General features: G+C 58.7%; 25 protein-coding genes. 12 read left to right on the forward strand and 13 right to left on the reverse strand.

Annotated elements, in window-relative coordinates:
• Positions 1–89 precede the first annotated feature (89 nt).
• Both glyA and DKY63_RS15920 read left to right on the forward strand, forming a co-directional pair.
• Positions 90–1,343, forward strand: coding sequence for a serine hydroxymethyltransferase (gene glyA / locus DKY63_RS15915; RefSeq protein ID WP_110964967.1), 1,254 nt, complete (start codon positions 90–92; stop codon positions 1,341–1,343).
• A 293-nt stretch (positions 1,344–1,636) separates the two neighbouring features.
• On the forward strand, positions 1,637–2,206 hold the full coding sequence (locus DKY63_RS15920; RefSeq protein ID WP_110964968.1) for a hypothetical protein: 570 nt from the start codon (positions 1,637–1,639) through the stop codon (positions 2,204–2,206).
• Positions 2,207–2,298: 92 nt separating this feature from the next.
• Here DKY63_RS15920 and yjiA read toward each other — a convergent pair whose 3' ends face one another.
• The 3 genes from yjiA to DKY63_RS15940 form a co-directional block, all read right to left on the reverse strand.
• The gene (yjiA, locus tag DKY63_RS15925; protein WP_110964969.1) at positions 2,299–3,270 is read right to left on the reverse strand and encodes a GTPase; all 972 of its coding nucleotides are present in this window, start codon (positions 3,268–3,270) and stop codon (positions 2,299–2,301) included.
• Positions 3,271–3,440: 170 nt separating this feature from the next.
• Positions 3,441–3,638 carry a YbdD/YjiX family protein gene (locus tag DKY63_RS15935; RefSeq protein ID WP_077046022.1) on the reverse strand — a complete coding sequence of 66 codons (198 nt, stop codon included), beginning with the start codon at positions 3,636–3,638 and terminating at the stop codon, positions 3,441–3,443.
• A gap of 14 nt (positions 3,639–3,652) precedes the next feature.
• On the reverse strand, positions 3,653–5,719 hold the full coding sequence (locus DKY63_RS15940; RefSeq protein ID WP_110964970.1) for a carbon starvation CstA family protein: 2,067 nt from the start codon (positions 5,717–5,719) through the stop codon (positions 3,653–3,655).
• A gap of 158 nt (positions 5,720–5,877) precedes the next feature.
• Between DKY63_RS15940 and DKY63_RS15945 the strand changes: the two genes are divergently transcribed.
• Positions 5,878–6,246: a PilZ domain-containing protein gene (locus DKY63_RS15945; protein ID WP_110964971.1), complete on the forward strand. Its 369-nt coding sequence runs from the start codon at positions 5,878–5,880 to the stop codon at positions 6,244–6,246.
• 130 nt (positions 6,247–6,376) lie between these two features.
• On the opposite strand, the gene radA is transcribed toward DKY63_RS15945, so the two are convergent.
• Entirely contained in the window at positions 6,377–7,744 is a 1,368-nt protein-coding gene (gene radA, locus DKY63_RS15950; RefSeq protein ID WP_110964972.1) for a DNA repair protein RadA, read from the reverse strand.
• 615 nt (positions 7,745–8,359) lie between these two features.
• On the opposite strand from radA, the gene mscL reads away from it, so the two are divergent.
• Complete coding sequence (gene mscL, locus DKY63_RS15955; RefSeq protein WP_110964973.1) at positions 8,360–8,773, forward strand: large-conductance mechanosensitive channel protein MscL; 414 nt, start codon at positions 8,360–8,362, stop codon at positions 8,771–8,773.
• An 81-nt stretch (positions 8,774–8,854) separates the two neighbouring features.
• Here the strand turns inward: mscL and DKY63_RS15960 are convergent, their stop codons facing one another.
• On the reverse strand, positions 8,855–9,631 hold the full coding sequence (locus DKY63_RS15960; protein WP_110964974.1) for a ferredoxin--NADP reductase: 777 nt from the start codon (positions 9,629–9,631) through the stop codon (positions 8,855–8,857).
• Between the two features lie 344 nt (positions 9,632–9,975).
• Here DKY63_RS15960 and DKY63_RS15965 point away from each other — a divergent pair, with 344 nt between their 5' ends.
• Both DKY63_RS15965 and DKY63_RS15970 read left to right on the forward strand, forming a co-directional pair.
• A complete protein-coding gene (locus tag DKY63_RS15965; protein ID WP_110964975.1) occupies positions 9,976–10,707 on the forward strand; it encodes a helix-turn-helix transcriptional regulator in 732 nt (243 codons plus the stop codon).
• 163 nt (positions 10,708–10,870) lie between these two features.
• Positions 10,871–11,995 carry a methyltransferase gene (locus DKY63_RS15970; protein ID WP_110964976.1) on the forward strand — a complete coding sequence of 375 codons (1,125 nt, stop codon included), beginning with the start codon at positions 10,871–10,873 and terminating at the stop codon, positions 11,993–11,995.
• A gap of 72 nt (positions 11,996–12,067) precedes the next feature.
• On the opposite strand, the gene DKY63_RS15975 is transcribed toward DKY63_RS15970, so the two are convergent.
• The 3 genes from DKY63_RS15975 to DKY63_RS15985 form a co-directional block, all read right to left on the reverse strand.
• Positions 12,068–12,235, reverse strand: coding sequence for a DUF2474 domain-containing protein (locus tag DKY63_RS15975; protein WP_110964977.1), 168 nt, complete (start codon positions 12,233–12,235; stop codon positions 12,068–12,070).
• Between the two features lie 72 nt (positions 12,236–12,307).
• A complete protein-coding gene (cydB, locus tag DKY63_RS15980) occupies positions 12,308–13,315 on the reverse strand; it encodes a cytochrome d ubiquinol oxidase subunit II (protein WP_110964978.1) in 1,008 nt (335 codons plus the stop codon).
• A gap of 3 nt (positions 13,316–13,318) precedes the next feature.
• Positions 13,319–14,752: a cytochrome ubiquinol oxidase subunit I gene (locus tag DKY63_RS15985; RefSeq protein WP_110964979.1), complete on the reverse strand. Its 1,434-nt coding sequence runs from the start codon at positions 14,750–14,752 to the stop codon at positions 13,319–13,321.
• A 485-nt stretch (positions 14,753–15,237) separates the two neighbouring features.
• Here DKY63_RS15985 and DKY63_RS15990 point away from each other — a divergent pair, with 485 nt between their 5' ends.
• A complete protein-coding gene (locus DKY63_RS15990) occupies positions 15,238–16,479 on the forward strand; it encodes an MFS transporter (RefSeq protein ID WP_110964980.1) in 1,242 nt (413 codons plus the stop codon).
• 5 nt (positions 16,480–16,484) lie between these two features.
• On the opposite strand, the gene DKY63_RS15995 is transcribed toward DKY63_RS15990, so the two are convergent.
• Together DKY63_RS15995 and DKY63_RS16000 are read right to left on the reverse strand one after the other, a co-directional pair.
• Positions 16,485–17,036: a DJ-1 family glyoxalase III gene (locus DKY63_RS15995; protein ID WP_110964981.1), complete on the reverse strand. Its 552-nt coding sequence runs from the start codon at positions 17,034–17,036 to the stop codon at positions 16,485–16,487.
• Positions 17,037–17,103: 67 nt separating this feature from the next.
• Entirely contained in the window at positions 17,104–17,541 is a 438-nt protein-coding gene (locus DKY63_RS16000; RefSeq protein WP_110967933.1) for a DUF4879 domain-containing protein, read from the reverse strand.
• 221 nt (positions 17,542–17,762) lie between these two features.
• Between DKY63_RS16000 and DKY63_RS16005 the strand changes: the two genes are divergently transcribed.
• Both DKY63_RS16005 and trmA read left to right on the forward strand, forming a co-directional pair.
• Positions 17,763–19,058, forward strand: coding sequence for an NCS2 family permease (locus tag DKY63_RS16005; protein ID WP_110964982.1), 1,296 nt, complete (start codon positions 17,763–17,765; stop codon positions 19,056–19,058).
• Positions 19,055–20,134, forward strand: a complete 1,080-nt coding sequence (gene trmA, locus DKY63_RS16010; protein WP_110964983.1) for a tRNA (uridine(54)-C5)-methyltransferase TrmA — start codon at positions 19,055–19,057, stop codon at positions 20,132–20,134. Before DKY63_RS16005 ends, trmA begins: the two co-directional genes overlap by 4 nt.
• A 54-nt stretch (positions 20,135–20,188) precedes the next feature.
• Here trmA and DKY63_RS16015 read toward each other — a convergent pair whose 3' ends face one another.
• The 3 genes from DKY63_RS16015 to DKY63_RS16025 form a co-directional block, all read right to left on the reverse strand.
• Positions 20,189–20,635, reverse strand: coding sequence for a DUF2442 domain-containing protein (locus DKY63_RS16015; RefSeq protein WP_110964984.1), 447 nt, complete (start codon positions 20,633–20,635; stop codon positions 20,189–20,191).
• Complete coding sequence (locus DKY63_RS16020; protein WP_110964985.1) at positions 20,632–21,060, reverse strand: DUF4160 domain-containing protein; 429 nt, start codon at positions 21,058–21,060, stop codon at positions 20,632–20,634. The genes DKY63_RS16015 and DKY63_RS16020 overlap by 4 nt, the downstream gene beginning before the upstream one ends.
• A gap of 214 nt (positions 21,061–21,274) precedes the next feature.
• The gene (locus DKY63_RS16025) at positions 21,275–21,481 is read right to left on the reverse strand and encodes a tautomerase family protein (RefSeq protein WP_110964986.1); all 207 of its coding nucleotides are present in this window, start codon (positions 21,479–21,481) and stop codon (positions 21,275–21,277) included.
• Between the two features lie 118 nt (positions 21,482–21,599).
• Between DKY63_RS16025 and DKY63_RS16030 the strand changes: the two genes are divergently transcribed.
• From DKY63_RS16030 to DKY63_RS16040, 3 genes are all read left to right on the forward strand, one after another.
• Positions 21,600–22,511, forward strand: coding sequence for a LysR family transcriptional regulator (locus tag DKY63_RS16030; protein ID WP_110964987.1), 912 nt, complete (start codon positions 21,600–21,602; stop codon positions 22,509–22,511).
• A gap of 205 nt (positions 22,512–22,716) precedes the next feature.
• Entirely contained in the window at positions 22,717–23,157 is a 441-nt protein-coding gene (gene aroQ / locus DKY63_RS16035; protein WP_110964988.1) for a type II 3-dehydroquinate dehydratase, read from the forward strand.
• Between the two features lie 5 nt (positions 23,158–23,162).
• On the forward strand, positions 23,163–24,017 hold the full coding sequence (locus DKY63_RS16040) for a shikimate dehydrogenase (protein ID WP_110967934.1): 855 nt from the start codon (positions 23,163–23,165) through the stop codon (positions 24,015–24,017).
• The last annotated feature ends 64 nt before the right edge of the window (positions 24,018–24,081 follow it).

Here is a 24,081-nt window from a genome sequence, read left to right on the forward strand (position 1 = left end):
ATCTGCGACATGACGTCCTTTCATATGCCTTCCAAAACCGGTTGGGGTAGAATGCCCCCCTTTTCCGCCCCCGATCCTTGAGGACCGCCATGTTCAGCCGTGATTTGACTATTGCCAAGTACGACGCCGATCTCTTTGCCGCCATGGAGCAAGAAGCTCAGCGCCAGGAAGAGCACATTGAGCTGATCGCTTCGGAAAACTACACCAGCCCTGCGGTGATGGAAGCTCAAGGCTCGGTACTGACCAACAAGTACGCCGAAGGCTACCCGGGCAAGCGCTACTACGGTGGTTGCGAGTACGTCGACGTCGTTGAGCAACTGGCCATCGATCGTGCAAAAGAACTGTTCGGCGCCGATTACGCCAACGTTCAGCCACACGCCGGCTCCCAGGCCAACGCTGCCGTTTACCTGGCCCTGCTGTCGGCCGGTGACACCATCCTGGGCATGAGCCTGGCCCACGGTGGTCACCTGACCCACGGTGCCAGCGTTTCGTCTTCGGGCAAGCTGTACAACGCCATCCAGTACGGCATCGACGCCAACGGCCTGATCGACTACGACGAAGTCGAGCGCCTGGCGGTCGAGCACAAGCCGAAAATGATCGTGGCCGGTTTCTCTGCCTACTCGCAGATCCTGGACTTCCCGCGTTTCCGCGCCATCGCTGACAAGGTCGGTGCCTACCTGTTCGTCGACATGGCCCACGTAGCCGGTCTGGTCGCCGCTGGCGTGTACCCGAACCCGGTTCCATTCGCCGACGTCGTGACCACCACCACCCACAAGACCCTGCGCGGTCCACGTGGCGGTCTGATCCTGGCTCGTGCCAACGCCGAAATCGAGAAGAAGCTGAACTCCGCGGTATTCCCTGGCGCCCAGGGCGGCCCGCTGGAGCACGTGATCGCGGCCAAGGCGATCTGCTTCAAGGAAGCACTGCAGCCTGAGTTCAAGGCCTACCAGCAACAAGTGGTGAAAAACGCCCAGGCCATGGCCAGCGTGTTCATCGAGCGCGGTTTCGACGTGGTTTCCGGAGGTACTCAGAACCACCTGTTCCTGCTGTCGCTGATCAAGCAGGAAATCTCCGGTAAAGACGCTGACGCTGCTCTGGGCAAAGCGTTCATCACCGTGAACAAGAACTCCGTGCCAAACGACCCACGCTCCCCGTTCGTCACCTCCGGTCTGCGCTTCGGCACCCCGGCCGTGACCACTCGTGGCTTCAAGGAAGCCGAGTGCAAGGAACTGGCTGGCTGGATCTGCGACATCCTGGCTGACCTGAACAACGAAGCGGTGATCGACGCCGTTCGTGAGAAAGTCAAAGCCATCTGCAAGAAGCTGCCGGTATACGGCGCCTGATAGCAGAAACGCTTTAAAAAAACCCGGCCAATCTGGCCGGGTTTTTTATTGCTCGAAATTCAACTCGGCCAGTTATCACCTTTGAAAACAAAATCATTGAAACACCAGAACAACGTTAATTAATTTTCAGCCACACACCTGAATGTTAACTTCACAGAGCACCACATCAAAAGCATCAGCAAATGCTTATCTACATAATTAAACATGGACGCCTACCCTTGACCTCAACAACACACTTAAAAATATCAGCCTTTATATTTTATTAAATTGATAACTACAGCAAGGAAGCAGTTATGAGCACTGATCGGCAAAAATCTTTTATAGCGACCATTGGCACTGAATTCGGTCTATTGCACTTCCTGGACGAGATGTACGGCGAGCGGGCGATCTCCAGGCCGACTCGCGCGAGCGGCGGGTCCTTTACAGGTCGCCCACAATCTCGCGACGACTCGCACCTATTGGGACTGCGAAAGGATGTCCCCACCAACCACAGGCCTCGCCTGACGCTTTACTTCAGGCATACCAACAGCGGTTACCAGCTCTACATCCGCACCCCAGGCCCTTATTTTGGAATGTGCCTCAGTACCAATGACAATGGTTTAGTTGGAGCGTTCCCCTCAGATAAATCATCAGACACTTTCTATCTGATCAGAGAGAATGGCATCCCCATCAATCTTGAAAACCTGAACGACACTACACCTTGCATCTATTTGCAAAGCAGAAACGCTGGAGTGCTACACACATTTATAGCCCGAGGTTCTCCCTATACCTATATCGCCACTAAAGATGGGACGGCACTGGCTTTCAATCTAAACACCCTGGAAAGAAATGCCCCTTATCTCAATCACCCGAGCGAAGTCTGACGTAAAACTTGCGAATTGGCGGGCACTACGCATGCGTCTTGCCCGCATCTTTCAAATGCCACAAAAAGTTCATTATCAGGCTGCGAACCGGTTCAGTTCGCAGCCACTTTGGCAAACCCCTCGCGAATCTTTTCTTCCGGCAACTCATCGGCAATGAACACGATCACGCTTTCACGCGCTTCATCATCGGCCCATTCCGTATCCCAGTCGAATCCGTAAAGCTTCAGCACGCCCTGAAACACCATGCGACGTGGCTCGCCCAGGATGTTCAACACACCTTTGTAGCGAAGCAACTGCTTGCCATGATCCTCCAGCAGTTCGTTCATGAACTCGCTGAGCCTGTCGATATCCAGCGGCTTGTCAGTGCGCAGCACCAGGCTGGAAATGCGATCAATGGAAGACGCCGTACTGACCGGGCGCAAACTCACGCCCCCGCCCAGATCGGCATTGAGATTGAAACCACGCACATCGAGCATTTCGGCCAGGTCGATCCTGCCGTGGTCAACCACGCGAATGGGCGCGCGGCGGTTGATGCGGGTCAGGCGTTCGCTCAAGGCATTGAAGGTGGACTCGTCCACCAGGTCGCGTTTGCTCACCAGCAAGCGGTCGGCGAAACCGATCTGTGCCTGGGCGATGGTTTGGGTCAGGTGCTGCTCGGCATGCGCCGCATCCACCAGGGTGATGATGCCGTCGAGGATGTAACGCTCGCGAAGCTCTTCGTCGATGAAGAAGGTTTGCGCCACCGGTGCCGGATCGGCCAGCCCGGTGCATTCGATCACCAGACGGTCGAAGGCGATTTCTCCGCTGTCCAGACGCTCGAGCAGCAGGTACAGGGCCTTGGTCAGGTCGGTGTGAATGGTGCAGCAGACGCAGCCGTTGGATAGCGTCATCACCTGTACCGGTTCTGCGCCCAACAACTCGGTGTCGATACCGGCGTCGCTGAATTCATTTTCGATCACCGCGATCTTCAGGCCGTGCTCGGCTTTGAGCAGGTGACGCAGCAGCGTGGTCTTGCCGGCGCCGAGGAAGCCGCTGAGGATCGTGACCGGGATGGGAGAGGACAAAAGCAGATCTCCTGGTAGCAGAAAATTAGGAAACAACACTAAACAACTGTGGGAGCGAGCCTGCTCGCGAAGAGGTCGTATCAGTCGACATTAATGTTGAATGACACAACGCTTTCGCGAGCAAGCTCGCTCCCACAGGCTTCGCTTTACATCATGACCTGTCTAACAGATCAACAGCACTTCGGCCCACCCTTGCCACCGTAACGGGCTTCCTGACGTTCCCGGAAGAACGCTTCGTAGCTCATCACCGGTTTGTCCGGGTGCTTGTTTTGCATGTGCTCGACGTAGTTGTCGTAGTCGGGCATGCCGACCATCAGGCGCGCGGCCTGACCGAGGTATTTTCCGAGGCGACTCAAGTCATTGAACATGCTGCACTCCTCGATCACGCATCCGGCAGCGCCTGGAAGGGCGATTCTTTATCCGTACGTTCTTTTTTACCCCAGGAGGCAATGCCGACCTTGAGCGCATAGAACAGGATGCTGAACACCACGAACAGGAACAGCGCGGTCAGCGTAGCGTTGGTGTAGGCGTTGAAAATCACATGCTGCATCTGCGTGATGTCCTTGGCCGGGGCGAGGATCTGGCCATTGGCCAGGGCGTCGCTGTATTTCTTCGCCAGCGACAGGAAGCCGATCGCCGGATTAGGGTCGAACAGCTTGATGAAGCCAGCGGTGGTGGTGCAGATCAGCAGCCATACCGCTGGCAGCAAGGTCACCCAGATGTAGCGCTGGCGCTTCATCTTGATCAGGACCACGGTGCCGAGCATCAGCGCGATACCGGCCAGCATCTGGTTCGAGATGCCGAACAGCGGCCACAGGGTGTTGATGCCACCCAGTGGATCGATCACGCCTTGATACAGCAGCCATCCCCACATGGCCACGCAACCCGCGGTGGCGATCAGGTTGGCGGTCCAGGATTCGGTACGTTGCAGCGCCGGTACGAAGGAACCGAGCAGATCCTGCAGCATGAAACGCCCGGCACGGGTACCGGCATCCACTGCCGTCAGGATGAACAGGGCTTCGAACAGGATCGCGAAGTGGTACCAGAAGGCCATGGTGTTTTCACCTGGCAGCACACTGTGCAGGATTTGCGCGATCCCCACCGCCAGGGTCGGTGCACCGCCGGCACGGGCCAGGATGGTGGTTTCACCGATGTCGTGGGCCACGGCTTGCAGCGCGTCGGGAGTGATTGCGAAGCCCCAGTTGCTGACCGCCGTCGCCACCGCCACCACATCACCGCCGACCACGGCCGCCGGGCTGTTCATGGCGAAGTACACGCCAGGCTCGATCACCGAAGCGGCAACCATGGCCATGATCGCCACTAAGGACTCCATCAGCATGCCGCCGTAACCGATGTAACGGGCGTTCACCTCGTTATCGAGCAGTTTTGGCGTGGTGCCGGAAGAGATCAGTGCGTGGAACCCGGACACCGCGCCACAGGCGATGGTGATGAACAGGAACGGGAACAGACCGCCCTTCCACACCGGGCCGGTGCCGTCGATGAACTGGGTCAGGGCCGGCATTTTCAGCTCGGGCATGGTGATCAGGATGCCGATCGCCAAACCGACGATGGTGCCGATTTTCAGGAAGGTCGACAGGTAGTCACGGGGCGCCAGGATCAGCCACACCGGCAACGAGGCGGCCACGAAACCGTAACCGATCAGCATCCAGGTGATCTGCACGCCGGTGAAGGTGAAGGCCTTGGCCCATACCGGGTCGGCGGCAATCTGCCCGCCCAGCCAGATTGACCCCAGCAGCAGCAACACGCCGATCACCGAGATCTCACCGATGCGACCCGGGCGGATGTAGCGCATGTAGATGCCCATGAACATCGCGATCGGGATGGTCGCCATCACCGTGAAGATCCCCCACGGGCTTTCCGCGAGCGCTTTCACGACGATCAGCGCCAGCACCGCGAGGATGATGATCATGATCAGGAAACAGCCGAACAGAGCGATGGTGCCGGGGATGCGGCCCATTTCTTCACGGACCATGTCGCCCAGGGAACGACCGTTGCGGCGGGTGGACATGAACAGGACCATGAAGTCCTGCACCGCACCGGCCAGCACCACGCCGGCGATCAGCCACAACGTGCCGGGCAGATAGCCCATCTGCGCCGCCAGCACCGGGCCGACCAGAGGCCCCGCGCCGGCGATGGCCGCGAAGTGGTGACCGAAGAGGATGTGTTTGTTGGTAGGAACGTAGTCCAGACCGTCATTGTTGAGCACGGCGGGGGTGGCCCGTCGCGGGTCGAGTTGCATCACGTTGTTTGCGATGAACAGACTGTAGTAGCGATACGCAACCAGATAGATGGCCACGGCAGCGACCACAATCCACAAGGCGTTGATCGCCTCACCTCGGCGCAGTGCCACTACCCCAAGGGCGCAGGCTCCCAGGATTGCCAGCACCAGCCAGGGTAAGTGGCGTAGCGGGCTATTATTATTTTTCATTTTATTATTCCAGCCAGAGTGGACAGAAAGACAACCACTCCGAGTTTAGCTCTCCTGACGGCAAAGGCCATACCCCAACGTTGGTCTAGAGCCCTGCCCTGGCTGGCAGGTTCTAACAAGGCGGGTCTATAGTCAGCGAACATCTAGAGGATTGCGCCATGAGCGAGCACCCTGCCGATCGCCGCCGCTTCAAACGTATTGCGTTCGATGCCAGAACCGAGCTGAGCCAGGGGGAATTCGTCTGGCCGGTGAAACTGATCGATCTGTCACTCAAGGGATTGCTGATCCAGCGACCTGAACCGTGGCTGGGCGACCCGCAGCAGGATTTTTTCGTCGACATTCACCTGAGCGAAGACGTCGACATCGAAATGGACGTGCAATTGACCCACGAAGACCAGGATCAGCTGGGCTTTGTCTGCCACCACATCAGTCTGGAATCCATCGAACGTCTGCGGCGATTGATTGAGCTCAACCTGGGAGACCAGCAGGAGCTTGAGCGGGAGTTGGGCGCTCTGATCGAAATCTGACGGGCATACCTCTACCAATGTGGGAGCGAGCCTGCTCGCGAAGAGGGCATCACATTCAACATTGATGTTGTTTGTAACACCGACTTCGCGAGCAGGCTCGCTCCCACTGGGGCGGCCCCTAACCGTAATTTCACTCAAATAGTGCGTCGAGGGCCTGTTCAAGGCGTGTAACGGCAATGATCTGCAACCCCGGCGGCGCCTCTTTCGGTGCGTTGCCCTTGGGTACGATGGCACGCTTGAATCCGTGCTTGGCCGCCTCTTTCAGCCGCTCCTGACCACTTGGCACAGGGCGCACCTCGCCGGACAAACCGACTTCACCAAACACCAGCAGGTCATGGGGCAGCGGCCGGTTGCGCAGACTGGACATCACTGCCGCCATCAACGCCAGGTCGGAAGCCGTTTCCAACACTTTCACGCCACCCACCACGTTGAGAAACACATCCTGGTCATGGGTCGGAATTCCGCCATGACGGTGCAGCACCGCCAGCAACATCGCCAGGCGGTTCTGATCCAGGCCCAGCGTGACCCGACGCGGGTTGGCCAGGTGGCTGTCATCGACCAGTGCCTGGACTTCCACCAGCATCGGCCGCGTGCCCTCCCACGTTGCCATGACCACACTGCCCGGTACTTCTTCCTGGGCACGTGTCAGAAAAATCGCAGACGGATTTGAGACTTCCTTCAGGCCCTTGTCCGTCATGCCGAACACGCCCAGTTCGTTAACCGCACCGAAACGGTTTTTCACCGCCCGCAACAAGCGCAGGCGCCCATCCGACTCACCTTCGAAGTACAGCACCGTATCAACCATGTGCTCCAGCACACGGGGACCGGCCAGCGCGCCTTCCTTGGTTACGTGACCAACGAGGAAAATCGCCGTGCCGCTCTGCTTGGCATAGCGCACCAGCAACGCCGCGCTCTCGCGTACCTGGGATACACCGCCCGGCGCCGATTGCAATTGTTCGGTGAAAATCGTCTGGATCGAATCGATCACCATGACCTTGGGCTTTTCCTGGCGGGCCGTGGCGATGATGGACTCGATGCAGGTTTCAGTCATGACCCGCAATTGATCCTGCGGCAAGCCCAGCCGTCGTGCACGCATGGCCACTTGCTGCTGGGACTCTTCGCCGGTGACATACAGTGCCGGCATGCTTTTGGCCAGGTTGCACAAGGTCTGCAGCAGGATGGTCGATTTACCGATACCCGGGTCGCCGCCAATCAGCACGACCGAACCGTCGACCAGACCGCCTCCCAGCACCCGATCCAGTTCGCTGGATACGGTGGAGAAGCGCGGAATTTCTTCGACACTGACTTCGGCCAGAGTCTTGATCTGCGCCTGCTGGCCAGCCCAACCTGTGCGCCCGCTGGGCGCCGCAGCCCCACCGCTTTCCACCATGGTTTCGGTCAGCGTGTTCCAGGCGCCGCATTCGCTGCATTGGCCGGCCCACTTCGGGAAGGTTGAGCCGCACTCCGTGCAGCCGTACATACGTTTGGCCTTGGCCATCTGAACCCCCGGCAAAAACCGCGATGATAGCTCAGGCGAGCGAGATGAGCCCGCGCGGTTATCCGTCATCCTCATATAGACGGAAAATCATCTCGGAAACGAGCAAGGAGTGAAAACGAACAAGGCGCAGTTAAATAGAACGCTTCGCAATTTCAAATGGAGCCATCTTATACAAGCAACTTCACACGACCTCGCCTTAAACACTAAACAGCTTCGATAAAACTTGTACAACCCCTTCAAGTTAAAACTCCGACCGTATAACTCCATTTTTAAACTACCAACAAACAGACAGCCCATTAACCCACACAAAAAGTAAACCTATTGTTTTAGTTTAGAGTATTCACTTCGGAGACCATAAAAAACCATGACAACAGTATCAAGCACCAGATTTCTATTGAATCGCCCTTAACCGCCTAATAAAAGCTTAATTAAAAATCCCGATATCGGGTCTGCCAGGTTTTTACACAAAGAGCGATAGCCTTCGCTTCGGAATTAAACTTTCCAGCGTCCCTCCGGTCGACTGCAGGCAAGCGCTTCAGGCAGCCGCTCAAGCAGGATGTGCCCTGCTGATTTACACTGCCTTCACCAACCTCATCTGTAACAAGGAAATAACCTATGGGCGTGATAAGTGAGTTCAAGGCCTTCGCGGTCAAAGGCAACGTGGTCGACATGGCCGTTGGTATCATCATCGGTGCGGCCTTCGGCAAGATCGTCACCTCGTTCGTCGGTGACGTGATCATGCCGCCGATAGGCATGCTGATCGGTGGGATGGACTTCAGTGACCTGGCCATTACGCTCAAGGCAGCCACCGCGGACACCCCGGCAGTGACCCTGGCCTACGGTAAATTCATCCAGAGCGTGATCGACTTCATCATCGTTGCGTTCGCGATCTTCATGGGCGTCAAGGCCATCAACCAACTGAAACGCGAAGAAGCTGTCGCACCTTCCGCGCCGCCGGTTCCAACCAAGGAAGAAGAGTTGCTGAGCGAGATCCGTGATCTGCTCAAGGCCCAGAACAATCGGCCCTGAAGGCCCCTTGACCTGTAACAGCGAGCAAGCGCGCGACCAGCGCGAGCATGCTCGCTGTTACAGGTATGGGTAAGGCGTTTTCTACCAGAAGTTCTCCACCGCCACCTGCCCGGGTCGGCGGCTGAGACTCAAGTGCATGTCACGTTGTTTGAGCAGTTTGCGCGTGTCATCGATCATCTGCGGATTGCCGCACAGCATGACCCGCGAGTGTTCGGGTGTCAGCGCCACCCCTGCCGCTCGCTCCAGCTCGCCGTTTTCGATCAGCGTGGTAATCCGCCCGTTCAGGGCCCCCGGATGCTGCTCGCGCGTCACCGTATTGATCAGTTGCAACTTATGCGCGTATTCCGCCAGGTAATCGCGCTGCGCCAGCCCTGCAATCAACGCCTGATAGGCCAGTTCCCGTGATTCACGCACGCTGTAGACCAGGATGATGCGCTCGAACTTCTCCCACACTTCGAAATCCTGGAGGATCGATAAAAACGGAGCCAGTCCGGTGCCAGTGGACAGCAGCCACAGGTCACGCCCATCGACGAAACGATCGAGGGTCAGGTATCCAAAGGCCTGTCGATCGACCAGCAACGTATCGCCGACGTCCAGCCGACTCAACTCGCTGGTGAACTCACCGCCCGGCACGACAATGGAAAAGAACTCGAGAAACTCGTCGAAAGGTGACGACACCATGGAATAGGCACGCCACACGGTACTGCCGTCCGCCTTGGTGACACCCAGTCGCGCAAATTGCCCTGCCCGAAAACGAAAGCCCGGATCCCGCGTGGCGCGCAGCGTAAACAGATTCGGGGTCAGCGGTTGTACGTCGAGCAAGGTCTGGCGAGTAAATTTTTCTTCACTGGCGGTCATGAGCGGCTCCAAGAAAACCATGGTCGCAGTGTCTCTCAAAGTGCATGACATAAACACCGATGATTTGTAGTGTTTTTAGAGCAAATGCCTATCATTTAATTAAACAGCACCGCACAAAGATAATAGCCACATGACACCACACAATTACAAACCCGATATTTAATATTAACGATGACATTCAATAATATTGAACCCAATACTCATACATAGAACCAGACCATCTACTTCCACTCCGATATAAATTCAAAAAAATCTCAGCACAGCAGTAGGATTGATCCTACAATCCAAACGCAAACACTCTGGATCCAATATTAACTGTCTAGAACAAATAAACGGAGCCCATGATGGAGCGGTGGAAGGAGTCTCAGCTTGAACAAATTTCCTCTACGACCGAACTTGGGAATGCGTTCCAGAGTTCCTTGAACTTCATAAAGAATATCGGCTTCAAATTTTTTGCCTTTTCAACCACTTGCCCAACGAAAACAGAGCACTTCCATACATCGCTGTTCAACAATTATCCCGTTGCGTGGAGCCGTGAGTATGAGAAACAAAAACTCGTCGCCACTGACCCGATAGTAGCTCATTGCAATCAATCCCCATTGCCGGTTCTTTGGAGTGAGGATCTTTTCCACGATGCGCCCTGGATATGGAACGCGCTTGAGCAACAAGGCATACAGTACGGGTGGTCACAAGCGATTCACGATGATGAAAGCGGTTTGTGCAGCATTGTGAGTGTGGCCAGGAGTCATTGCCCCATCAGCCCATGGGAACTGTATGAAAACCTTGGCTTCACCACCTTCATTGGTCGTCATCTGCATAATCTGGTCACCCAGTCGATGCCCAGGGAGGCGGAAAAAATCTGTGGGACGAATTTATCGGTGCGGGAAATCGACGTACTGAAACTCGCTGCACTGGGCAAAACGGCGTATGAGAGCGCGCGAATTCTCAATATCAGCGCACGGACAGTGAACTTCCATGTCCAGGAAGCCATCCGCAAACTCGGGGTCAACAACAAGGTTTCCGCCGTGATTGCCGCCGTGAAGGCTGGCTACCTCAACAGCGGCGCGACGCGCTGAACCGCAAAACCTGCGGGTAATCCGACTCAAAAAAACGTACCATCCGCAGTTCCTCCAGAGTGATGACATGTGAGTCTTTCACGACGCACCGAACTCGGACGACCACGCCCGCTACAACGCCCCTGGGCGCGGGATACCCGTTGATTACCCAGAGCCCCGCCCCATGCCTTTGCTCGAAACGCCTTTCGCCAGCCTCGACCTGATCCGTCAACCCGAACAGCAGAACGAACCCCTGCAAGCCTTTGATGCGGCAGATGAGTACCTGCTCAACCATCTGGCCGAACAGCAGACTTCGATCGACACACGGGTGTTGGTGCTCAACGACAGTTTTGGGGCATTGGCGGCAAGTCTGGCCGGCAAGGTCGATGTGACCAGCAGCGGCGACTCATTCCTGGCGTTTCAGGGGCTGGAGAAGAACCTGGCCCGCAATGGCCGGGCATTTGACGCAGTGCCAGCCATCCCCGCCAGCGAAACGGCAACCGGCCCCTTTGACCAGGTGCTGATTCGGGTGCCGAAGACCCTGGCCCTGTTGGAAGAACAATTGATCCGCCTGCAAGGCCAATTGGCGCCCGGAGCCCAGGTGATTGCCGCGGCAATGATCAAACATTTGCCGCGTGCCGCCGGTGATCTGCTTGAGCGCTACATTGGCCCGGTACAGGCGTCGCTGGCGGTGAAGAAAGCCCGGCTGCTGATCGCCACGCCGGAGGACAAGACGCCGGCCACCTCCCCTTACCCGACGCGTTATCGCCTCGACTCACCTGCCATCGAACTGCTCAACCATGCCAACGTCTTTTGCCGCGAAGGCCTGGACATCGGTACCCGGGCGTTTCTGCCGCACTTGCCGAAAAACCTGGGGGCCGCACGCGTGGCCGACCTCGGCTGCGGCAATGGCGTGCTGGCGATCGCCAGTGCCCTGCAAAACCCTGAAGCCCAGTACACGCTGGTGGATGAATCGTTCATGGCGGTGCAATCGGCCGCCGAGAACTGGCGTGCGGCGCTGGGCGAGCGCGATGTCATCGTGCGTGCCGGCGATGGCCTGGCCGGGCAGGATCCTCAATCACTGGACGTGGTGCTGTGCAATCCACCGTTCCATCAGCAACAGGTGGTTGGCGACTTCCTCGCCTGGCGGATGTTCCAGCAAGCCCGGGAAGCGTTGGTGGTGGGGGGTGCGCTGTACATCGTCGGCAACCGCCATCTGGGTTATCACAGCAAATTGGCGCGCCTGTTCCGCGGCGTCGAGCAAGTGGCGGCCACGCCGAAGTTCGTGATTCTCAAGGCCCGCAAGTAACCAGTCGAAAAAAACCCTCCGGGCGGAGGGTTTTAAATTCGCACCCGAAGGCACAAGAGGGATGCGATGTTTTCAGTGCGTGGTCAGACCGGCGGCGTTCATGAACATCCGCATCAGGCTGGCCGCGATGAACAGTGCACCGACACTGCCGACCCAGATCAGGGCCAGCCAGCCAAGCCGCTGCCATAGCGGTTTTTTTTCGGCTTCTTGAATGTCGTGCAGGGAAGGTTTGCCAGTCATTTGCTTCAACCTCTTCAAGATGGATGGCGTCGCTGCCGACGCCATCGCGAGCAGGCTCGCTCCTACAGGGGACTAGTGATAACCGTCTTCATGGGTGACCTTGCCGCGGAACACGTAGTAGCTCCAGAAGGTATAACCCAGGATGAACGGGATGATGAACAGCGTACCCACCAACATGAAGCCCTGACTCTGCGGCGGCGCGGCGGCGTCCCAGATGGAGATCGACGGCGGCACGATGTTCGGCCACAGGCTGATTCCCAGGCCGCTGTAGCCGAGGAAGATCAGCACCAGCGTCAGCAGGAATGGCGTGTAGTGCGCATTTCGCGCGACCGCGCGGATCAGGCCGTACAGGGTCACCAGCACCAGAATCGGCACCGGCAGGAACCAGAACAGGTTCGGCAGGGTGAACCAGCGCTCGGCGATTTCGACGTGAGCCAACGGCGTCCAGATACTGACGATGCCGATCACCGCCAACAACACGAACGCCAAAGGCCTCGCCAGGTCATGCATCTGTTCCTGTAGCTTGCCTTCGGTCTTCATGATCAGCCAGGTGCAGCCCAGCAACGCATAGGCCACCACCAACGCAGCACCACAGAACAGGGTAAACGGCGTCAGCCAGTCCAGAGAGCCGCCGGCGTATTGACGATCAACCACCGGCAGGCCATCGATGAAAGCCCCCAGCGCCACGCCCTGGAAGAAGGTGGCCGCGATTGAGCCGCCAATGAACGCCTTGTCCCACAGATGTCGTTTATCGTCCCGCGCCTTGAAACGGAACTCGAAGGCCACGCCACGGAAAATCAGCCCGATCAGCATGAAGATCAGCGGCAGGTACAGCGCCGAGAGCACCACCGAATAAGCCAACGGAAAGGCCCCGAACAACGCCGCCCCCCCAAGCACCAGCCAGGTTTCGTTGCCGTCCCAAACCGGGGCTACGGTGTTCATCATCACGTCGCGATCAGTCTTGCCCGGAATGAACGGGAACAGGATCCCGATGCCCAGATCGAAGCCGTCCATGACCACGTACATCATGATGCCGAAGATGATGATCACGGCCCAGATCAGCGGAAGATCAATACCCATGATTCAAATCTCCTTGGCCGCGGTGTGGTCCGCGTCGGCGTGATCGTCGGCAGCAGACAGGGGACGCGCCGGGGTGCGTTTCTGGCCCGGGCCACCGTCGTTGGTTTCCTTGCCTTCGTCGACCTTCGGTCCCTTGCGCACCAGGCGCATCATGTAGCCGAGACCGGCACCGAACAGCGCGAAATACACCACCACAAACAGGATCAAGGTGATGCTCATCTGCATGACGCTATGGTTGGACGACGCATCTGCCGTGCGCATCAGGCCATAGACGACCCAGGGCTGACGGCCGATTTCCGTGGTGAACCAGCCGGCGAGAATCGCGATCAGGCCGGACGGTCCCATCCACAGCGCCAGATAGAGGAATGGGCGTGAGCTGTAGAGCGTGTCGCGCTTGCGCAGCCAGAGACTCCAGAGACCTGTGAAGATCATCAGGAAACCCAGGCCGACCATGATCCGGAACGACCAGAACACGATGGTCGAGTTCGGCCGGTCTTCAGGCGGGAACTCCTTGAGTGCCGGTACCTGTTTGTCCAGGGAGTGGGTCAGGATCAGGCTGCCCAGATACGGGATCTCCACGGCGAACTTGGTCTTTTCTTCTTTCATGTCCGGCCAGCCGAACAGGATCAGCGGAGTGGCCTCATTGCCCTTGTTTTCCCAGTGGCCCTCGATCGCGGCGATTTTCGCCGGCTGGTGCTCAAGGGTATTGAGCCCATGGAAGTCGCCGATCACGGCCTGAATCGGCGCGACGATCAGGGCCATCCACATGGCCATCGAGAGCATTTTACGAATCGCTGGGTTGTCCTTGCCGCGCAACAAATGCCAGGCCGCGGACGAGCCGACGAAAAACGCCGTGGCGACGAATGCAGCGGTGGCCATGTGCATCAGGCGATAGGGGAACGAGGGGTTGAAGATCACCGCGATCCAGTCGGTGGGAATGACTTGGCCGTTGACGATTTCAAAACCCTGCGGCGTCTGCATCCAGCTGTTGGAGGCGAGAATCCAGAAAGTCGAAATGAGTGTACCGATGGCCACCATAACCGTGGCGAAGAAGTGCAAACCACGTCCGACCTTGTTCCAGCCGAACAGCATCACGCCGAGGAAACCGGCTTCGAGGAAGAATGCCGTGAGCACTTCATAGGTCAACAGGGGACCGGTCACGGAACCGGCGAAGTCCGAAAAACGGCTCCAGTTGGTGCCGAACTGATAGGCCATGACCAGCCCCGAGACCACGCCCATGCCGAAGTTGACGGCAAAGATCTTCGACCAGAAATGGTAGAGGTCACGGTAGGTGTCGTTGTGGGTCTTGAGCCACAGGCCTTCGAGTACCGCCAGGTAACTGGCCAGGCCAATGGTGATGGCAGGGAACAGGATGTGGAACGAGATGGTGAACGCGAACTGAATTCGGGCGAGATCAAGTGCCTCTAAACCGAACATAAGTCTTCCTCTGTCAGGTAATACGGCTGCTGGCTGGAAGCCTGCATCCACGGCCCCCACGGGTAATGGAGTGTGGCGAATCTCTGTTTGTTCTTTTTTTACACGCATCGCTACGCAGGGAGTCTGGCCTCATGGCCGCCGGATCATCGCCCTTGAGGGTTTTTGATCTGGATCAAGCAACGTTGAAAGAGTAGTCCCATTTGCGGGGTTGAACCGCGTGGTCTTTTGCCGCGTGACAAGTTGCCTCATGGCCGCAGCAACAGGCAGAAACACATCCCCCTGTAGGAGCGAGCCTGCTAGCGATAGCGGATTGTCTGTCACATCATTTCTGAATGTGCCGCCGCCTTCGCGAGCAGGCTCGCTCCTACAGGGTTTTGTGTTGCCAGCGAAATCGATGTCTGGCTAATGAAATTTTCACAATCAGCAACTTCTTGTTACAGGCTGGTGATAATCTCGCCCTTCACTTCCTGCCGATATGCCTTCAAATGCCCAGCCAAGAGCCTTTGCTGCTACGTCACCACCGCCCTTTCCTCGCGTTCTGGTTCGCCCGGATCTTCACCGCCAGCGGCTTTCAGATGCTCACCGTGGCCATTGGCTGGAACCTCTATCAGTTGACTGGCAACGTGCTCGACCTCGGTCTGGTGGGTTTGGTGGAGTTTGCACCGCGGGTGCTGTTCATGCTGCACACCGGACACGTCGCGGACCGCTACGATCGGCGCAAGGTGGCGGCGATCTGCCAGTCCCTGCAGGCACTCATCGCCCTATCGCTGGCCATCGGCAGCGCGACTGACCATGTCACCCGGGAAATGATCTTCATCCTCGCCTTCCTGCTCGGCGCCGCCCGTTCCTTCGAGATGCCGACCACCCAGGCCCTGTTGCCGAGCATCGTGCCCAGCGGCCTGTTTCCCCGGGCCGTGGCCGCCGCGCAGTCGGCCCAGCAGTCAGCCACCATCGTCGCTCCGGCCCTGGGCGGCTTGCTGTATGCCTTTGGTAGCGTGTGGGTGTATGGCCCGACCGTCCTGCTGTATGTCATCGCCTGCTCGCTCATGCTCAACCTGCCGGCCCGGCAAACGCCGCTGAACAAGGGCAAGGCGACCCTGGATTCGCTGCTGGCGGGGATTCGTTTCATTCGCAGCCGTCCGGACATTCTCGGGGCGATTTCCCTGGATCTGTTCGCGGTCCTGCTTGGCGGCGCCACGGCGCTGTTGCCGGTATTCGCCAAGGACATTCTGCTCACCGGCCCTTGGGGTCTGGGCTTGCTGCGTTCGGCACCGGCGGTGGGCGCGCTGCTGATGTCGCTGTTCCTGGCCAGGTTCGCCGTGGAACGCAATGTCGGTCGGGTGATGTTCACAGCGGTAGGGATTTTCGGCGTGGCGACCATCGCCTTCGGCCTGTCGACCTCGTTCTGGTTCTCGCTGGCGGTGCTGGTGGTACTGGGCGCGGCCGACATGATCAGCATGGTGATCCGCGCGTCTTTCGTGCAACTGGAAACCCCGGATGAAATGCGCGGCCGGGTCAGCGCGGTGAACGGCCTGTTCATCGGTGCTTCAAACCAGTTGGGTGAGTTCGAGTCCGGCCTGACCGCCCACTGGTTCGGCACTGTGCCGGCGGTGGTCATGGGCGGGATCGGAACGCTGGTGGTGACCGGGACCTGGATCAAGCTGTTCCCGACATTGGCCCAACGCGACCGGATGCATGTACCGGCGGAAGAAAAAGCCAGCGCCTGAACGCTTTAAACGACCAACTCCCCCGCCACTGCCGCCCGGGTCGCTTTGCCACATAGTTGCTCCACCAGCGCCAGGGCAAAGGCCAGCGCGGCACCCGAGCCCTGGGCCGTGATGCAGTTGCCATCGACCACCACCGGCTGATCGACGAAGTTGCAGCCTGAAAGTTGATGACTGGCGGAAGGCAGGCAGGTCATGCGCCGCTGACGCAGCACGCCGAAGGTTTGCAGTGCCAGTGCCGGGGCTTCGGCGATGCCTGCGAACAGGCGACCGGCTGCGGCCTGGTCCTTGATCAATTGTTGCAGGGGTTGGTGGGCGGCCAGGTGTTGCGCCCCGACGGCACCGCCCGGCAGGACGATCAGGTCGAAGGGTTGTGCCAGCAGGTCGATCAGCATGGCGTCACTGGTCAGGCGAGTGCCCCGGGCGCAGGTGAGCATGCGCCGTCTTTCGATACTGGCCAACACCACTTCCACCTTGGCGCGGCGTAGCACGTCGACCAGGGTTACGGCTTGCAGGTCATCGATGCCCTCTGCAAGGGTAATCAAAGCTCTAAAGGTCATAGGTGCAATCCACGGAATGATCATTAAAGCTTAGTCAGGTTTCCCTACCCTTGTTCGAGGCTCACCCTCACTTGATATAAAGCTGCGTCGACATCGTGTTGCCCGGCGCATTGATCGAGGTGTTGCTGAAGGTGAAGGTGCCTTCCTGTTTCCCGGCCATATCGAAAATGTACAGATTGCCGACGGTTTTTCGACCGGCGACGCAATCGGTCAGGTTGCCGTTATCGAAGGCACAGACCGGCGTACGGGTGCCGTTCAGTTCGAAGCCGTCCAGCCCGACCTGGGGCTGGTTGCGGCCATAACCCACTTCCAGCACGTAGATCCTGATGTTCGGGCCACTGTGATTGCAGCGGGTCTGCGTCTGGCCTTCTTCAATGGTTTCAAAGCCACAGCCAGCGGATTCAACCTTCAGCACCTTTACCTGGGTCAATGGCGGTGCCGGGGCCGCCAGGGCGGTTTGTGCCCCCAGGAGCATGGCCAGCAGGATCAACAGACGCATTTTCATGAAATACACACCCCCAAAAATCAGGCGCGCAGTATGGCTGACTCAAGCCAAACGCAAAACATCGACGACGATCACTGCCATAGGCAGCCATAACCCTGTGCTACTGGTATGATGCGCGGCTTTTTCCGACCCACAGAAAAATCCCAGGCGCCTCGAGCGGTCTGTGCTTTGCTGTTGAGGTCGATACATTCACGGCGCCGGGCGCGCCACGGGGAGCAGACATGCTGGAAAGGCTGTTTCAACTCAAGGCACACAACACCAACGTACGCACCGAGATTCTGGCGGGCGTCACGACCTTTTTGGCCATGGCCTACATTCTGTTCGTCAATCCGAGCATCCTCGGCGAGACCGGCATGGACAAGGGCGCCGTCTTCGTCGCCACCTGTCTGGCAGCCGCTATCGGCTCGACGGTGATGGGCCTGATCGCCAACTATCCGATTGCCCTGGCACCGGGCATGGGTCTGAACGCCTTCTTCACCTACACCGTGGTCCTGCACATGGGTCACACCTGGCAAGTGGCACTGGGTGCGGTGTTCATCTCGGCCGTGTGCTTTTTCCTGCTGTCGATCTTCAAAATCCGTGAATGGATCATCAACAGCATCCCGCTGCCGCTGCGCTCGGCGATTGCTGCCGGTATCGGCCTGTTCCTGGCCCTGATCGCCCTGCACAACGCCGGCATCGTGGTCAGCAACCCGGCGACCATGGTCGGCCTTGGCGACCTGAAACAACCGGCGCCGATCCTCGCGACCCTCGGCTTCGCCCTGATCGTCGCCCTGGAGGCCCTCGCCGTGCGCGGTGCGGTGCTGATCGGCATTCTGGTGGTCACCATCGTTTCCATCGTCATGGGCTTCACCCCGTTCGGCGGCGTGATGTCGATGCCGCCTTCGCTGGCGCCGACCTTCCTGCAACTGGACATCAAGGGCGCGCTGGACATCGGTCTGGTCAGCGTGATCTTCGCCTTCCTGTTCGTCGACCTGTTCGACAACTCCGGCACCCTGATCGGCGTCGCCAAGCGCGCCGGCCTGATGGGCAAGGACGGCCACATGCCGAAAATGGGCCGCGCCCTGATCGCCGACAGTACGGCGGCGATGGCCGGTTCCCTGCTGGGCACTTCGACCACCACCAGCTACATCGAATCCGCCGCGGGCGTGAGTGCCGGTGGCCGTACCGGCCTGACGGCCATCGTCGTGGCGATCCTGTTCCTGCTGGCACTGTTCTTCTCGCCACTGGCCGCCAGCGTTCCAGCCTTCGCCACCGCCCCGGCGCTGCTGTTCGTCGCCGTGCTGATGACTTCCGGCCTGGCCGAAATAGACTGGGACGACATCACCGTGGCCGCGCCGGTTGTGATTACTTCACTCGCCATGCCGCTCACCTACTCCATCGCCAACGGTATCGCTTTCGGCTTCATTTCCTGGACCGCCATCAAGCTGATGTCCGGTCGCGGTCGTGAGCTGAACCCGGCCCTGGTGATTCTGTCGATTCTGTTCGTGATCAAGCTCGGTTGGTTCAACGCATGACATTTGATACCCAGGCCTACGCCGCTCAACTCGAAGACAAGGTCACGCGATTGCGTGACCTTCTGGCCCCGTTCGATGCGCCAGAGCCAACCGTCTTCGACTCGCCGCTGCAGAACTTCCGCCTGCGCGCCGAATTCCGCCTGTGGCGCGAGGCCGGCGAGCGCCATTACGCGATGTTTTCCCAGGAAGACAAGCGCACGCCGATCCTGATCGAAGAGTTCCCGATTGCCAGCCTGCGCATCAACCAGTTGATGCCGCAGCTCAAGGCCGCGTGGCAGGCCAGCTCGGCCCTGAGCCACAAGCTGTTCCAGGTGGAGTTCCTCACCACCCTGGCCGGCGATGCCATGATCACCCTGTGCTATCACCGCCCGCTGGACGAGCACTGGCACGCGGCGGCTTCGAAACTGGCAGCCGACCTGAATGTCAGCGTCATCGGTCGCTCAAAGGGCAAGCGTGAAGTCATCGGCCACGACTACGTGGTGGAAAAACTGCAAGTCGGTGGGCGCACCTTCAGCTACCGCCAGCCGGAAGGCGCATTCACCCAGCCCAACGGCACGGTGAACCAGAAGATGCTCAACTGGGCATTCGATGCACTGGGAGATCGCAAGGACGACTTGCTGGAGCTGTATTGCGGCAACGGCAACTTCACCCTGCCGCTGGCCACCCGCGTGCGCAAGGTACTGGCCACCGAAATCAGCAAGACCTCGGTTAACGCAGCCTTGAGCAACCTCAGCGAAAACGCTGTGGATAACGTCACGCTGGTGCGCCTGTCCGCCGAAGAACTGACCGAAGCGCTGAACGAGGTCCGCCCGTTCCGTCGCCTGCACGGCATCGACCTGAAGAGCTACGAATTCGGCAGCGTCTTCGTCGACCCGCCCCGCGCCGGCATGGACCCGGATACCTGCGAACTGACCCGGCGTTTCGACAACATCCTGTACATCTCCTGCAACCCGGAAACCCTGGCGGCCAACATCGCCCAACTGCACGACACCCACCGCATCACCCAATGCGCGATGTTCGACCAGTTCCCGTGGACGCATCACATGGAATCGGGCGTGTTGTTGACCCGGCGTTAATGCGTGCCTTCAGATACAAAATAGCCGTCGTGATGACGGCTTTTTTGTGGGCGTTTAAAGCACCACATCGGCCTTGCGTGGCCGCCCGCCTTTCTTGCCATTGGCCCTGGCGGCTTCAGCTTTCGCGGCGCTGCTCTGGCGGCCGTTGCGTGAAGCAATTACCGAGGCGGCCATGGCCATCAATGACTGGCTCGCCGAAATCATGCCTGCGAGGGAGACATCCACGTCCTTGCCTTCATGGCACAGTGCGGTACCGCCGAAACCGATGGTCAGCCCGGCAAAATCCTCGGCCTCGAAATCGTCGAACTCGGGATAATTCGCCACTGGCAGCAGGACACCGCTGCCATCTTCGAAGGTGACGGCCAGGCAAGGGTCAATAAAGTTGACGGCCGTCGCTTGCAGGCTGTTGTTTCTGCGCAACTGCCCACGCTTGATAGCTTCGTCCACACCACTTTCCGTGATCGGTGTGTCTGCCTGGGCCTTAGCCTTTATCGTTCTCATAACTCGATCTCCACACATTCCTGTGCACCTATCAGGGACAGCCGCGTTGTGTTCGTTTCAGGTTCGTAGCGAGCACATCCAATCATGTTGGTCGTGCTGACGACTCTTTTCACTGCGACGACCTCTTTGCTGTGCCAGTCCCACAATTGATTTTCCAGACAGACTGTCTGCAATTTTCGCCACCAGATCCCTCGAGCACGCAGCAAATGGACAGGCTGCTTGAGCGAATGACGCAAACCCTCAAGCACCGCCAAGGGCGGGTGGCGCGAAAGCGGGACCACGTCCCAGAGCTCGACACCGTTGTGCCAGAAGCTGAACCTGAATCTCGCACTCCACGTGCCGGCATCCACATGCGCATGAGGCGGACAATGCTCGTCACGCAACAGGATCACCACCCAAAGCCCTTTGTAGCTGCATACCTTCATGCTAACCCATCCGTTAGGTTAATGAGCCCATGGACTCGAAATTCCTTGGAAAAATCCGATCACCGGTGCTGAATTTCGCACCGAAAATACGCATCTGAGCCTAGCGTTCAGACTGCTGGGCGTTCGCGGGGCAACCTTGAAAAATCGTTAGCAATCCTTTCCCATCGCCCACAAAAAAGCCGTCACAAGGACGGCTGTCTTGCCTTTCTGCACATCACCCCGGCTGATTTTTCCGAAGCTCGGTCGTGGTAACGCCCATGTGCCCCCAGTTATCGGTGTCGATTTCCTCGATCACGATGTGGGTCAGTTCCGGTGGCTTGCCGAGGACGCGTTGCAGGGTCTCGGTGATTTCCGCGATGACCTGGGCTTTCTGTTCCCGTGTCACGCCGTCACGGGTAATACGAACGCTGACGAAAGGCATGCTGCATCTCCTGCTCGGTGGATAAGAAAGCTGACCTGTGGAGCGTCACTGTATCCGTGCGCAGGCATCTGATAAATACTGATTCCCACACTTCATTTGATCCCCGGTGTAATCAATCATGCAGCGACAATTCGACGATCTTCAGTTGGGCAGCATCGAGCTGTTCTGCCTGGCCGCCGAGGCCGGCAGTTTTACTGCCGCGGCGTTGGTGGCAGGGGTTACGCCGGCTGCGGTGAGTCGATCGGTGTCGCGCATGGAAGAACGCCTGGGCGTACGGCTGTTCGCGCGCACCACCCGCAGCGTCAAGTTGACCGACAGTGGTCGGCGCTACTACGAAGAATGCCGCCAGGCACTGGCGCAGCTGGTGGAAGCCCAGCGGGAAGTCATGGGCCAGCAACAGGTCCCGTCCGGCACCTTGCGCATCAGTATCCCGACTACCTACGCCCATCACCGGATCCTGCCGTTGATGCCGGCCTTTCGCGCGCGTTATCCGGCGGTGAAGGTCGAGTCGCACATCAGCAATCGCAACATCGATTTCGTCGGCGAAGGCTATGACATGGCGATTCGTGTGCGGGCGATTCCGGATTCCGGCCTGATTGCACGGCCACTGGAAGACGCCGCGCTGGTGATGATCGCCAGCCCCGAGTACCTCAAGCAGGCCGGCACCCCGCAAACCCTCGATGACTTGCAACGGCACGAATGCATTCAATACGAATTGCCCAGCAGTGGACGGCGCATCGCCTGGCTGTTCAATGACGAGGGTGTGGAGCGTGAGATTCTGGCCGAGGGCAACTTCTGTTGTTCCGACGATGTGCTGGGTGGCGTGACCCTGGCGAAAAACGGCGCGGGCCTGTTCCAGACCTATAAGTTCATCGTCGAAAAGGAACTGGCCGACGGCTCGTTGGTGGAAGTGCTCAAGCCTTACGGCGGACGTTCGCGGCCATTTACCCTGCTCTATCCGCAAAGCCGTCACATGCCGTTGAGGCTTCGGGCAATCATTGATTTTCTTGTCGAACATTTGCCCCGTTAAAAGATCGCAGCCTGCGGCAGCTCCTACATGGGAATTCGTACACCCTGTAGCGGCCGCAGGCTGCGATCTTTTCAAGTGTTCGATCACCGCACACAAATAGCTGACGGACCGCCTCTTCAATTGACCACATTAACTAGTTAGTACAATTTATCTCCACAGGCTGGAATTCTGGCCAATGCCAAAAATAATAAGTGGAGAAAATTCGATGTCCCCCATCATTCTGGTGCTCAACGGCCCCAATCTGAACCTGCTGGGCACCCGTGAACCGGCGACTTACGGCTATGAAACCCTGGCTGACATTTCCAGGCTGTGCGGTCGTGCAGCCGAAGAGTTCGGCCTGGCGGTGGAGTTTCGCCAGACCAACCATGAAGGCGAACTGATCGACTGGATTCACGGCGCTCGCGGCCGCTGCGCCGGGATCGTGATCAACCCGGCGGCCTGGACCCACACTTCGGTGGCCATTCGCGATGCACTGGTCGCCAGCGAATTGCCGGTGATCGAGGTGCACTTGTCCAACGTCCACGCCCGCGAGCCGTTTCGCCACCACTCCTTCGTGTCAGCCATCGCCATCGCGGTCATGGCCGGGTTCGGCAGCCACGGCTATCGCCTGGCGCTGGAGCATTTCAGCCAACGTCTGAAAGGGTGAACATCGTGAACCAGCATCCAACGGTATTGGCCGGCCTGATCGGCGCCGGTATCCAGGCCTCACGTACGCCTGCCCTGCACGAGCACGAAGGCGACGCCCAGGGCATGCGCTACCTGTATCGCCTGATCGACCTCGATCAGCTGCAACTGGACAGCAACGCCCTGCCAGACCTGCTGACAGCCGCCGAGCGCATGAACTTCACCGGCCTGAACATCACCTTCCCGTGCAAGCAGGCGATCATCCCGCTGCTGGACGAACTGTCGCCTGAAGCGCGCGGCATCGGCGCGGTGAACACCGTCGTGCTCAAGGACGGCAAACGCATCGGCCACAACACCGACTGCCTGGGATTTGCCGAGGGTTTTCGCCGTGGCTTGAAGGGCGTTGCCGTTGAACGTGTGGTCCAGATGGGGGCTGGTGGCGCCGGCGCGGCGGTTGCCCACGCGCTGCTGAGCGAAGGCGTACGGCAATTGAGTATTTTCGATGTGGACATCAGCCGCGCCCAGAGCCTGGCGGACAACCTCAACCAGCATTTCGGCAAGGGCCGCGCCGTGGCCGGGCATGACTTGGCTGGTACCTTGATCGAAGCTGACGGCCTGGTGAATACGACGCCGATGGGGATGAAAAAACTGCCGGGCATGCCAGTCCCGGTCGAGCTGCTGCGCACCGAGTTGTGGGTGGCCGAGATTGTCTATTTCCCATTGGAAACCGAGCTGTTGCGCAATGCCCGCGCCCTGGGTTGCCGCACACTGGATGGCGGCAACATGGCGGTGTTCCAGGCCGTGAAGGCGTTTGAATTGTTCAGCGGCGTGGTGCCGGATGCGCAGCGGATGCTGGCGCATTTTCAGAGCATGAATGGCTGAAAAAGCATCGCGGGCAAGCCTTGCTCCTACAAGTCATCATGGACCGTAGGAGCGAGGCTTGCCC

Source organism: Pseudomonas putida, assembly GCF_003228315.1.
GTDB classification, from domain to species: Bacteria; Pseudomonadota; Gammaproteobacteria; order Pseudomonadales; family Pseudomonadaceae; genus Aquipseudomonas; species Aquipseudomonas putida_S.